This is a genomic window from Pseudomonas sp. 273, from assembly GCF_029201425.1.
GTDB classification, from domain to species: Bacteria; Pseudomonadota; Gammaproteobacteria; order Pseudomonadales; family Pseudomonadaceae; genus Pseudomonas; species Pseudomonas delhiensis.
The window spans coordinates 1,731,579-1,743,635 of the sequence record NZ_CP116775.1 but is presented as its reverse complement, the minus strand read 5'-3'; the positions used below and the strand labels follow the sequence as shown (position 1 = coordinate 1,743,635).

9 protein-coding genes and 1 pseudogene are annotated in these 12,057 nt (G+C 68.2%); 7 read left to right on the top strand and 3 right to left on the bottom strand.

The features are described 5' to 3' along the window. The first annotated feature begins 86 nt into the window (after window positions 1-86). The 4 genes from PKO50_RS08400 to PKO50_RS08385 all read left to right on the top strand — a co-directional run bounded on the left by PKO50_RS08400 (window position 87) and on the right by PKO50_RS08385 (window position 3,569). Window positions 87-872, top strand: a complete 786-nt coding sequence (locus tag PKO50_RS08400; RefSeq protein WP_275629312.1) for an urea transporter — start codon at window positions 87-89, stop codon at window positions 870-872. Then, the gene (locus tag PKO50_RS08395; protein ID WP_275629311.1) at window positions 818-964 is read left to right on the top strand and encodes a hypothetical protein; all 147 of its coding nucleotides are present in this window, start codon (window positions 818-820) and stop codon (window positions 962-964) included. Before PKO50_RS08400 ends, PKO50_RS08395 begins: the two co-directional genes overlap by 55 nt. Window positions 965-1,201: 237 nt before the next feature. Further along, window positions 1,202-2,452, top strand: a complete 1,251-nt coding sequence (sstT, locus tag PKO50_RS08390; RefSeq protein ID WP_109935940.1) for a serine/threonine transporter SstT — start codon at window positions 1,202-1,204, stop codon at window positions 2,450-2,452. Window positions 2,453-2,570: 118 nt separating this feature from the next. Then, on the top strand, window positions 2,571-3,569 hold the full coding sequence (locus tag PKO50_RS08385; RefSeq protein WP_109935941.1) for a sulfate ABC transporter substrate-binding protein: 999 nt from the start codon (window positions 2,571-2,573) through the stop codon (window positions 3,567-3,569). A 379-nt stretch (window positions 3,570-3,948) separates the two neighbouring features. On the opposite strand, the gene PKO50_RS08380 is transcribed toward PKO50_RS08385, so the two are convergent. Further along, complete coding sequence (locus tag PKO50_RS08380) at window positions 3,949-5,049, bottom strand: P1 family peptidase (RefSeq protein ID WP_089394845.1); 1,101 nt, start codon at window positions 5,047-5,049, stop codon at window positions 3,949-3,951. A 17-nt stretch (window positions 5,050-5,066) separates the two neighbouring features. Further along, window positions 5,067-6,431: an APC family permease gene (locus PKO50_RS08375; RefSeq protein ID WP_109935943.1), complete on the bottom strand. Its 1,365-nt coding sequence runs from the start codon at window positions 6,429-6,431 to the stop codon at window positions 5,067-5,069. Window positions 6,432-6,625: 194 nt separating this feature from the next. Between PKO50_RS08375 and PKO50_RS08370 the strand changes: the two genes are divergently transcribed. The 3 genes from PKO50_RS08370 (at window position 6,626) to PKO50_RS08360 (ending at window position 9,689) form a co-directional block, all read left to right on the top strand. Beyond that, on the top strand, window positions 6,626-7,426 hold the full coding sequence (locus PKO50_RS08370; RefSeq protein WP_275629310.1) for a LuxR C-terminal-related transcriptional regulator: 801 nt from the start codon (window positions 6,626-6,628) through the stop codon (window positions 7,424-7,426). A gap of 164 nt (window positions 7,427-7,590) precedes the next feature. Further along, window positions 7,591-8,169, top strand: a complete 579-nt coding sequence (locus tag PKO50_RS08365) for an HD domain-containing protein (protein WP_275629309.1) — start codon at window positions 7,591-7,593, stop codon at window positions 8,167-8,169. 131 nt (window positions 8,170-8,300) lie between these two features. Then, on the top strand, window positions 8,301-9,689 hold the full coding sequence (locus PKO50_RS08360) for an adenylate/guanylate cyclase domain-containing protein (RefSeq protein ID WP_109935946.1): 1,389 nt from the start codon (window positions 8,301-8,303) through the stop codon (window positions 9,687-9,689). An 806-nt stretch (window positions 9,690-10,495) separates the two neighbouring features. Here the strand turns inward: PKO50_RS08360 and PKO50_RS08355 are convergent. Further along, window positions 10,496-11,787: pseudogene (locus PKO50_RS08355) on the bottom strand (dicarboxylate/amino acid:cation symporter). Between the last annotated feature and the right edge of the window lie 270 nt (window positions 11,788-12,057).

Here is a 12,057-nt window from a genome sequence, read left to right as displayed (position 1 = left end):
CGCGATGCCCTCCCCGATGGAAGGCACGGCCGCCGACGCGGAACCGGAGAAGCCCCGGACTCCCCCTTCAACTGCCCAGGCCCCCGATGCGCCCACTACCGCTACTGACCCTCTGGCTGCGCGGCTTCAGCCAGGTGTTCCTGCAACCCGCGCCGCTGTTCGGCCTGCTCTGCCTGGCACTGATCGGCGCCTGCGCCCCCACCCTGCTGCCCGGCGCCCTGCTCGGCGCCACCGCCGGCCCGGCGTTCGCCCGCCTGCTGCGCTGCCGCCAGGCGGATATCGAAGACGGCCTGTACGGCTACAACGCCGTGCTGATCGGCCTGCTGCTGCCGCTGAAGTTCGCCTGGTCGCCGCTGCTGGTGGCCCTGGTGCTGTTCGCCAGCCTCGCCAGCGTGGCGCTGCAGCGCCTGCTGCTGCGCGCCTCGCGCCGGCGCCACGGCCTGCCGCCCTACACCCTGGCCTTCGTCCTGCTCGGCTGGGCCCTGCCGGCGCTCCCGCTGCAGCCCGCCGCGCCCCTGGCCGGGCTGGCAGACCTGCCGTTGCCGGTCTTCCTCGAAGCCACCGCGCGGGCCTTCGGCCAGGTGATCTTCCTCGACGCCCCGCTGGCCGGCGCGCTGATCTTCCTCGGCCTGCTGCTGGGCGCGCCGCGCGCCGCCACCTGGGCGCTGTTCGGCGCGGTGCTGGTGCTGCCGGTGGCGGTGTTCGCCGGCCTCCCCCAGGACGCCGTGCAGAGCGGCCTGCTCGGCATGAACAGCGCCCTGGCCGCCCTCGCCCTGGCCCTGCGCGGCCCTGCCCCCTCGCCCCGCTGGCCGGCGCCGTGCTGGCGCTCATCCTGCAACAGGCCATGGTCGCCCTGGGCATCCCCTTCATGACCGCGCCCTTCATCTTCGCCTGCCTGCTGGTGCTACTGGGCGAACGCCTGCTGCGCCCAACCTCACGGCGCGCCCCGCTGGCCGGCAGATGAGGCGGATTGGCCTGGCGCGCGGGCTGGCGAAGCCCCGCGGCCGTGACGCCATGCCACAGGGCAATCCCCTCCGGGCCGGCATAGGTCAAGGCCGGCCCGGCTTCGCGCCGCCATGCTGGCGGGGCGTGGGCCGGGTTTCCGACGGCCGCCGCGCATTTTCCCGCCCGTGACGGCATAATCCGCGCCCTTCCGCGGCCCGCCGGGTTCGCGTTTCCATTTGCAAGCAGCGGTAAGGTCATGACGCTTCCCTCTCCCACCCTCTTCCAACGCATCCAGCGCAGCAGCCTGGTGATGCGCATCTTCGTCGGCATGCTCGCCGGCATCGCCCTGGCCCTGGTCTCGCCCGACGCGGCGCAGGCCGTCGGCCTGCTCGGCAAGCTGTTCATCGCGGCGCTCAAGGCCGTGGCCCCGGTGCTGGTCCTGGTGCTGGTGTGCGCCTCCATCGCCAACCACCAGGTCGGCCAGCGCACGCACATCCGCCCGATCCTGCTGCTCTACCTGGTCGGCACCTTCGCCGCGGCCGTGGTGGCGGTGGCCGCCAGCTTCGCCTTCCCCTCGTCCCTGGTGCTGAACACCGCGGCCGCCGCCGAGGCGGCGCCGCCCGGCGGCATCGGCGAGGTGCTGCGCACCCTGCTGTTCAGCGTCGCCAGCAACCCGCTGCAGGCGCTGCTGGAGGCCAACTTCATCGGCATCCTCGGCTGGGCCGTGGGCCTCGGCCTGGCCCTGCGCCATGCCCGCCAGAGCACCCGCGACCTGCTCGACGACCTGGCCGGTGGCGTCACCCTGATCGTCCGCGTGGTGATCGCCTTCGCCCCGCTGGGCATCTTCGGCCTGGTGGCCAGCACCTTCGCCGAGGCCGGCCTCGACGCCCTGCTCGGCTACCTGCACCTGCTGGCCGTGCTGCTGGGCTGCATGCTCTTCGTGGCGCTGGTGGTGAACCCGGCCATCGTGTTCTGGAAAGTGCGCCGCAACCCCTACCCGCTGGTCTTCACCTGCCTGCGCGAAAGCGGCGTGACCGCCTTCTTCACCCGCAGCTCGGCGGCCAACATCCCGGTCAACCTGCAGCTGTGCGAACGCCTGGGCCTGCACGAGGACACCTACTCGGTGTCCATCCCCCTGGGCGCCACCATCAACATGGCCGGCGCGGCCATCACCATCAGCGTGCTGGCCCTGGCCGCGGCCAATACCCTGGGCATCGCCGTGGACCTGCCCAGCGCCCTGCTGCTGTGCGTGGTCTCGGCGCTGTGCGCCTGCGGCGCCTCGGGCGTGGCCGGCGGCTCGCTGCTGCTGATCCCGCTGGCCTGCGGGCTGTTCGGCATCTCCGGCGAGGTGGCCATGCAGGTGGTGGCGGTGGGCTTCGTCATCAGCATCCTGCAAGACTCGGCGGAAACCGCGCTGAACTCCTCCACCGACGTGCTCTTCACCGCCGCTGCCTGCCTGGCCGAGGAGCCCGTTGCGAGTGAGGCCGGCCTGGGCGAGAAACGCTGAAGTCTTGGACGCGCCCCACGGGCGCGTCCTTGCATAAGCAAATAGCCTTTGGGTATTTAAGCGGCATATAACCCACGGGCATAATCGGCAATTCAACACTGCCGAGAAGGAACCGCCCGTGAAACGACTCTTCGCCGCCTCCCTGCTGGCCGCCGGAATGGCCCTGGGCAGCGCCGCCCAGGCCGCGCAGCCGCTGCTCAACGTCTCCTACGACGTGATGCGCGACTTCTACAAGGAGTACAACCCCGCCTTCCAGAAGCACTGGGAAGCGGAGAAAGGCGAGAAGATCACCATCCAGATGTCCCACGGCGGCTCCAGCAAGCAGGCCCGTTCGGTGATCGACGGCCTGCCGGCCGACGTCATCACCATGAACCAGGCCACCGACATCGACGCCCTGGCCGACAACGGCGGGCTGGTGCCCAAGGACTGGGCCACCCGCCTGCCGAACAACAGCGCGCCCTTCACCTCGGCCACCGTGTTCATCGTGCGCAAGGGCAACCCCAAGGGCCTGCACGACTGGCCGGACCTGCTCAAGGACGGCGTGCAGGTGGTGGTGCCGAACCCGAAGACCTCGGGCAACGGCCGCTACACCTACCTCTCAGCCTGGGGCTACTCGCTCAAGCACGGCGGCGATGAAGCCAAGGCCAGGGAATTCGTCGGCCAGCTGTTCAAGCACGTCCCGGTGCTGGACACCGGCGGCCGCGCGGCCACCACCACCTTCATGCAGAACCAGATCGGCGACGTGCTGGTGACCTTCGAGAACGAAGCCGAGATGATCGCCCGCGAATTCGGCCGCGGCGGCTTCGAGGTGGTCTACCCCAGCGTATCCGCCGAGGCTGAACCGCCGGTGGCGGTGGTCGACAAGGTGGTCGAGAAGAAAGGCACCCGCGCCCAGGCCGAGGCCTACCTGAAGTACCTGTGGTCCGACGAGGGCCAGACCATCGCCGCCGACAACTACCTGCGCCCGCGCAACCCGGCGATCCTGGCCAAGTACGCCGACCGCTTCCCGAAGGTGGACTTCTTCTCGGTGGAGAAGACCTTCGGTGACTGGCGGACCGTGCAGAAGACCCACTTTGCCGATGGCGGGATCTTCGACCAGATCTACACCCCGAACTGATGTAGCGCCCCACGGGCGCGAATCGCGGATGGAATCCGCTCCTACGGTTCCAGGGAAGCACGATCGTAGGAGCGGAACTTTTCCGCGATAGCCGGACGTTCCGGCGCAATTCGCGGATGAGATCCGCTCCTACGCCGCCCCACCCACGCCCTTCCCCCTGTAGGAGCGCGCCCTGCGCGCGAAATCGCGGGCAGGGCCCGCTCCTACAGCTCCAGGGAAGCACGGGAGCGGACTTTGTCCGCGATAGCCGGACGTTCCGGCGCGATTCGCGGATGAGATCCGCTCCTACGCCGCCCCACCCACGCCATTCCCCTGTAGGAGCGCGCCCTGCGCGCGAAATCGCGGGCAGGGCCCGCTCCTACAGTTGTCTCCCGCCGCCTCAGCGCGGCCGCCACCCCACCTCGCGCAGCGCCTCCAGCAGCGTCTCCCCCTCCAGCGCCGGCACCCGCGTGCCGTCCGCCGTGCGCATCTCGCGGCCGGCCAGCAGGGCGTTGACGATGGCCTCCTCCACCGCTTCCGCCGCCGCGGCGAACAGCGGCGAGATGTGCTCGTTGTTGAGCATCTGCAGCGGCGTGCTCTGCGGCAGGCCCTTGCGCCCGTAGTCGGCCGGCGGCAGGTCGCGGTTGCCGGTGGCGAAGGCCAGGAAGATGTCGCCGCTGCTGTCCTCGGTGCCGCCGCCGGTGCGGGCTATGCCGATGGAGGCGCGCTGCGCCAGGCGCTGGCACTGGTGCGGCAGCAGCGGCGCGTCGGTGGCGATGATCACCACTATCGAGCCCATGCCCGGTTCGCCCTTTTCCGCGAACGGCGAGGGGATGTCGCCCAGCACCCGGCCCACCGGGTAGCCGTCGACGCGCAGTTCGCGGCGCTGGCCGTGGTTGGCCTGCACCAGCACACCGACAGTCCAGCCGCCCTGCTCCGCCGGCAGCTTGCGCGAGGCGCTGCCGATGCCACCCTTGAACTCGTGGCAGATCATCCCGGTGCCGCCGCCCACCGGGCCTTCGGCCACCGGCCCGGACTCGGCGGCGGCCAGGGCGTCGCGCACGTGCCCGGGGCCGACGTGCTGGCCCCAGATGTCGTTGAGCAGGCCGTCGTAGGTCTCCATCACCACCGGCATGCACCAGTACACCGCCGGGTCGGCCAGGGCATCGCGCTCGGCGGCCACCAGGGCGTCGCGCACCACGCCGACGCTGTGGGTGTTGGTGATGGCGATGGGCGTGGCCAGCAGGCCGGCCTCGCGGATCCACTCCAGGCCCGTGGCGTCGCCGTTGCCGTTGAGCACGTGGGCGCCGGCGAAGCAGGGTTGCAGGCGGGCCTCGCCGGCGCGGGGCTGGAGCACCGTGACGCCGGTGCGCACCTGCCTGCCGCCGTGCTCGGCGACCAGGGTGCTGTGGCCGACGCGGACGCCGGGGACGTCGGTGATGGCATTGAATGCGCCGGGTGTGCCCAGGCCCAGGGTGATGCCGAGTTGACGAGCGCGCATGGGGACTCCTGTGGTCTTCAGAGTTTCTGGAAAGCCGGGCTCAACTTGCCGTAGGTGCTGTAGAGAATCACCGATACGGCCAGTATCCCGATAATGGTCATCACGTCCCGCGCCGAGGCTTCCATCAGCAGCTCGAGCAGCAGGTAGCCGGCGCCGACCACCGCCAGCAGCGCCGGCAGCGGCCACAGCGGCATGCGGTAGGGGTGCTCGCGGTCGCGGCGCAGCACGCGGCTGAACAGCGCGCACAGGGCCACCACCAGGTAGATCAGCACCAGCAGCAGCACGGTGAAGGAGGTCAGTTCCTCCAGGTTGGAGCTGAAGCTCAGCGCCGCCGAGGGCACGCCGAGGAACAGGGTAGCCAGCCAGGGCGACTCCCAGCGCGGGTGGATGCGGGTGAAGGCGCGGTTCAGCGCCGGCGTCCAGAGGGCGTCGCGGCCGCTGCTGAAGATCACCCGGCCGACCTGGATGACGATGGCGACGATGGCGTTGAACACCGAGAGGAAGATGCCGGCGCTGACCAGCCGCGACAGCGTCCCGTTGCCGTGGGCGGTGAGCAGGTAGCCGATGGGGTCGGGGCTGGCGAGCATGTCCTTGAGCGAGGGCGCGCCGATCAGCAGCGCGGTCAGCGGCACCAGCTCGATCACCACCACCAGCACCAGCGACCAGAGCACCGCGCGGTGCACGGTGCGGCCGCCGTCCTTCATGTCCTCGGCCAGCAGCACGGCGCCGCCGAAGCCGTTGTAGGAGAACACCGCGGTGCCCACGGCGCCTATCACCAGCGCCCAGGGCGCCGCCGCCAGCACGCCGCCGTCCAGCACCTGCGGCTGCAGCAGCACGCTCAGCGGCTGGCTGGCGTGGCCGAAGCCGAGCACCACTATCACCAGCAGCGCGGCCACTTCGCAGAGCAGGAAGACGCCGGTGACCCAGGCGTTGACGCGGATGTTGAGGATGCCCAGCACGTAGCTGGCGGCGACGATGGCCAGGGCCACGGTCTGGGTGTCGAACTGCGTGCCCAGCGCGCCGTTGAGGTAGGTGGCCGCCCCCGTGCCCAGCACCGGCGGGATGAACAGCAGCGAGACCAGCACGGTGAGGAAGGTGGCGTAGCCGGCCATGCCGCCGAACACGCGCTTGGCGTAGACGTACTCGCCGCCGGCCGAGCTGTGCGCCCGGCCCAGTTCGGCGTAGCACCAGGCGAACATCAGCGCCAGCACCGCGGCCATCACGAAGGCCAGGAAGGCGCCGCTGCCGGCCTGCTGGATGGCGAAGGGAGCGATGACGAACACGCTGCTGGCTGGGGTGACCGCCGAGACGGTGATGGCGACCACGTCGAACACGCCCAGGCTGGGCTTGAGCACGCCGTCCGGCGCTGCGGGAGAGCTCATGTCGTTTTCCTCGAATTGTTATTGATGGTTGAGGCAGCAACGAAGACCCATGTGGCGCCCTCTGCACGGGGCGCTGCATGGCCCGCAGTCTGGGCGGGCCGGCCCTGGCGGCCAATCACCATTTGGGGTTACGCCCCTTGACGGCGGGGCCTGAAAAGGAGGAAACCGGTTCACCTCTTGCGGAGAGCCCCGGGATGCACAACCTGTTTCGCGAAGTCGGCATGCACGCCAACCTCGGCCGCGCCATCGAGCAGATCGGCCAGCCGCGCTTCTGGAAGCAGCTGATCCTGCTGCTGCACCAGTGGCTGCCGTTCGACAACGCCCTGGCGGCCTTCTACCCCGCCAGCGGCACCCCGGTGGCGCTGGAGGAATACGACGCCGTGCCGCAGGAAGGCCCGGCGGCGATGCCCGCCTACCTCAGCGGCCTGTACCAGCTCGACCCCTTCTACCAGGCCTGCCGCGAAGGACTGCCCAGCGGCCTGTACCGCCTGGAGGAAGTGGCCCCGGACCAGTTCCGCCAGAGCGAGTACTTCCTCAGCTACTTCCACGACAACGTGCTGGAGGACGAGGTGCAGTTCATCCTCCAGCTCCCCGGCCAGGGCGCGCTGTCGCTCTCCCTGGGCGTGCGCAAGCCGTTCGACGCCGAACAGTGCGGCCTGCTGGCGATGCTCTGCCCCTGGGTGCTGGCGCTGCTGCAGCAGCACTGGCAGCAACGCAGCCAGCGCCTGCTGCCGGCCAGCGAGCCGGTGGCCAGCCAGGTGCGCGACGCCCTCAGCCACTTCGGCGCCGGGGTGCTCTCCGAGCGCGAGCTGGAGATCGCCCGGCTGATCCTGCGCGGCTACTCCTCCAAGGCCATGGCCGAGCGCCTGGCGATCTCCCCGGAAACCATCAAGGTGCACCGCCGGCACCTCTACGCCAAGCTGGACATCTCCTCGCAGCCGGAACTGTTCTCGCTGTTCCTGCAGTCCCTCGGGCACGACCCGGAGAACCCCTGAAAGCCCGCCGGATCAGGCCGGCGAATGCTTCGCGGGCGCCCCATCCAGCGCCGCAATGGGACTGTCCGCCGGGACAGCGGCCTGTCCCGCCAGGCCACTGGCGGGGCCCGCGCGCGGACCTAGACTGACAGCCGTCCACATCACAAGCACAAGAGGACTGCCCGATGAACGCCCGCGCCAGATTCACCCACATGGAAGACGGTACCGCCGAGGACTGGTCGGCCATCTCCCAGCACTTCACCGAGTACGCCGCCCAGCTGCCCGAGCGCATCCTCGCGCACCTGCGCCTGCTCGACGGCGACTTCGGCGGCTTCCCGGTGGACCGCCTGACCCACTCGCTGCAGACCGCCACCCTGGCCTACCGCGACGGCCGCGACGAGGAATACGTGGTCTGCGCCCTGCTCCACGACATCGGCGACACCCTGGGCTCCTACAACCACCCGGACATCGCCGCGGCCATCCTCAAGCCCTTCGTCAGCCCCGAGAACCTCTGGATGATCGAGAAGCACGGGATCTTCCAGGGCTACTACTTCTTCCACCACCTGGGCCTGGACCGGCACCTGCGCGAGCAGTTCAAGAACCACCCGGAATACGAGCGCACCATCGAGTTCTGCGCCCGCTACGACGCCGCGGCCTTCGACACCGAGGGCGAGACGCTGCCGCTGGAGTTCTTCGAGCCCATGCTGCGCCGGGTGTTCGCCCAGCCCAAGCGTTCCATCTACATGGCCAAGGAAGCAGGCTGAAACCATCCGCCGGCCGGGGGCGATGAATCGTCACTGGCCGGCGGATGGGCGCTTGGTTAAGATCGCCGGGTCGTACTTGTGGAAGGCGCACGTCAGAATGCGCCATCACCGATCAGGGATAACCCCAGCGCATGAAGCCCAACCGTACCGAAAGGCCGCCTCGACTCGGCTCCGCCCCCCTGCGTGAATACCATTCGCGCGTCCTGGCCTATATCGCCGTGGCTGCCACCGTCAGCGCCGGCACCTTCGGCCAGTACTTCGGCTACGACGCGCTCTGGATGGTGCCCTACGCCCTGCTCTACCCGCACCTGGCGCAGAACCTGAGCCAGCGCTACAAGCACACCCACCCGCAGCAGACGCGCCAGGTGCTGCTGGCCATGGACGCCCTGCACACCGGCGCCGGCGCCGCGCTGCTGGGCTTCTCGGTGGTGCCGGCGCTGATGCTGGTGCTGATCCTGGCCTTCTCCTCGCTGGTGATCGGCGGCCTGCGCACCCTCGGCCTGGCCCTGCTGGTGGCGCTGAGCGCCGCGGTGCTCACCGGCGCGCTGGCCAGCGCGGGCTTCAAGGGCAACGCACCGCTGTTGGTGAACCTGGTCAGCGTGCTGTTCTGCGCCTTCTACATCTGCGTCACCGCCTACTTCATGCACCAGCAGGGCCTGCGCCTGGCCCAGGCCCGCGGCGAGATCACCCTCGAGCAGGAAAAGGCCGCGCGGCTGGCGCACAACCTGGCCAAGTACCTGTCGCCGCAGGTCTGGGAATCCATCTTCAGCGGCAAGCGCAGCGTGCGCCTGGAAACCCAGCGCAAGAAGCTCACGGTGTTCTTCTCCGACATCAAGGGCTTCACCGAGCTGTCCGAGGAGCTGGAAGCCGAGACCCTGACCGACATGCTCAACAACTACCTCAACGAAATGTCGAAGATCGCCCTCAAGTACGGCGGCACCATCGACAAGTTCGTCGGCGACTGCGTGATGGTGTTCTTCGGCGACCCCAGCACCCAGGGCGCGAAGAAGGACGCCGTGGCGGCGGTGTCCATGGCCGTGGCCATGCGCAAGCACATGAAGGTGATGCGCCAGCAGTGGCGCGCCCAGGGCATCACCAAGCCACTGGAAGTGCGCATGGGCATCAACACCGGCTACTGCACCGTGGGCAACTTCGGCGCCGACACGCGCATGGACTACACCATCATCGGGCGCGAGGTGAACCTCGCCAGCCGCCTGGAAAGCGCCGCCGAGGCCGGCGAGATCCTCCTCAGCCACGAGTCCTACTCGCTGGTGAAGGACGTGATCATGTGCCGCGACAAGGGCCAGATCAGCGTCAAGGGCTTCAGCAAGCCGGTGCAGATCTACCAGGCGGTCGACTTCCGCCGCGACCTGGGCGCCAACCCCAGCTTCATCGAGCACGAGCTGCCGGGCTTCTCCATGTACCTGGACACCAACAACGTGCAGAACTTCGACAAGGACCGGGTGATCCAGGCGCTGCAGCTGGCGGTGGAGAAGCTCAAGGACAAGATCATTCTCTGAGTTTGTGCGGCTGGCTGCCTTCGTAGGAGCGAGCTTGCTCGCGAACGGGGTTTGCCGGTGGCTACGGTGCTGCGTTTAAGAACACCCTCTCCCCAACCCTCTCCCTGAAAAGGGAGAGGGGGCTGTCCTGAGTGGCGTTGGGGTCAGGCATTATCCTCATGCGTCTTCATTCCCGCGAACGCGGGAACCCAGGGTTCGCGAGCAAGAACTAGGCGTCCCCCTCGATCCTACGAAAAGCAAAAGCGGCTTTTGCTCTGGCATTTGTGTTTGGGACTTCCAGAGAAACAACCGAGCGCACCGGAACGCCCCTTCAGAAGGCCGAGCGAAACCGGCGCTCAGGAGGTCATGCGACATGGATGTCGCGAGAGCCCCGATCAGCACAGGGACGTGCTGTCGGGGCGGGCCTCCGTGGCGGGGGAGTTCGTGAGGGTAGCCCGGCTTCATCGGGCCCGTATGCCGGGGCAAGCCTTTTTGGTTACTTTTGTGGCGACTGACAAAAGTGACTCGCCCGAGGGGCGAAACGAGAAACATCCGAACACTCGGAGCGGCGCGTTACACCCAAACCCGATGTATTTTTTGGGGTTTCTGCATTCGCGGGAATGACGATGGGCTTCACCAGCCACACCGGACACCCCGGCGGCACGACCAGCGGCGGATAACCGCGAACGGTTATGCGCCCTACGACCTGGAACCCCACCGAACCCTCCGGCGCCCCCTTTCCCCCGCCCATAAAAAAGCCCGCTGCGGGGCGGGCTTGAAGGAGGCGCGACGCTTCACGTCGCCGCGCCCAACCGGAGAACCGGGTATCAGGCGGCCTGGGCTTCCTTGGCCTCCAGGGCCGACGGGCCGGCGGCCAGTTCGCGGTCCAGTTGCGCGGAGTCCAGCTGCTTGCACCACTTGGCGACCACCACGGTGGCCACGCCGTTGCCCACCAGGTTGGTCAGGGCGCGGGCCTCGGACATGAAGCGGTCGATGCCGAGGATCAGCGCCAGGCCGGCGACCGGCAGGTGGCCCACGGCGGACAGGGTGGCGGCCAGGACGATGAAGCCCGAGCCGGTGACGCCGGCGGCGCCCTTGGAAGCGATCAGCAGCACCAGCAGCAGGGTCAGCTGGTGGGTGATGTCCATCGGGGTGTCGGTGGCCTGGGCGATGAATACCGCGGCCATGGTCAGGTAGATGGAGGTGCCGTCGAGGTTGAAGGAGTAGCCGGTGGGGATCACCAGGCCGACCACGCTCTTGTCGCAACCCAGCTTCTCCATCTTGGCGATCATGCGCGGCAGCGCCGATTCCGAGGAGGAGGTGCCGAGGACGATCAGCAGTTCCTCGCGGATGTACTTGATGAACTTCAGGATGTTGAAGCCGTGGGCGCGGGCGATGCCGCCCAGGACGACGAGCACGAACAGCAGGCAGGTGATGTAGAAGCACGCCATCAACTGGCCCAGTTGCACCAGCGAACCCACGCCGTAGGCGCCGATGGTGAAGGCCATGGCGCCGAAGGCGCCGATGGGGCGACCTTCATGATCACGTTGATGATGTTGAACATCACCTGGGTGAAGCGTTCGATGAACTGGAAGATCGGCTGGCCATAGCTGCCCAGGCGATGCAGGGCGTAGCCGAACAGTACGGAGAAGAACAGCACCTGCAGGATGTCACCGTTGGCGAAGGCGCCGACCACGGTGTTGGGGATGATGTTCATCAGGAAGTCGACGGTGCTCTGCTTCGCGCCGGCGGCGGCGTAGGCGGCGATCTTGCTGGTGTCCAGGCTGGCCGGGTCGACGTGCATGCCGGCGCCGGGCTGGACCACGTTGACCACCACGAGGCCGATGATCAGCGCGACGGTGGAGACGATCTCGAAGTACAGCAGGGCCATGCCGCCGGTCTTGCCTACCGCCTTCATGCTCTGCATGCCGGCGATGCCGGTGACCACGGTGCAGAAGATGATGGGCGCGATGGCCATCTTGATCAGTTTGACGAAGCCATCGCCCAGGGGCTTCATCAGCACGGCGGTCTGCGGGTAGTAGTGGCCCAGGGCGATGCCGATAGCGATGGCGATCAGCACCTGCACGTACAGGCTCTTGTAGAAGGGTTGCTTGGTCATTGCGGCAGGGTCCTCTTGAGCTGGCGGCCCGCCTTCCTGGCGGCGGCGCGTTGCCCGAAGCGTTATCTCCCTTCTGTGGGAGAATTTGTTTTCGTCCTGCCCGTCGGCAGGCCTTGGAACCCTATTGGCAAGCCCTGTGCCAAATCGCCATTTCTTGATTTTTACTTTATTTTCAATGAGTTATAAAAACACGTAACGACCGGGCAGAGTGGCCGATGGCGGAAACCCGCCAGGCCCGCGGCGGGTTTCCCGCCACTTGGCGGGTATCCG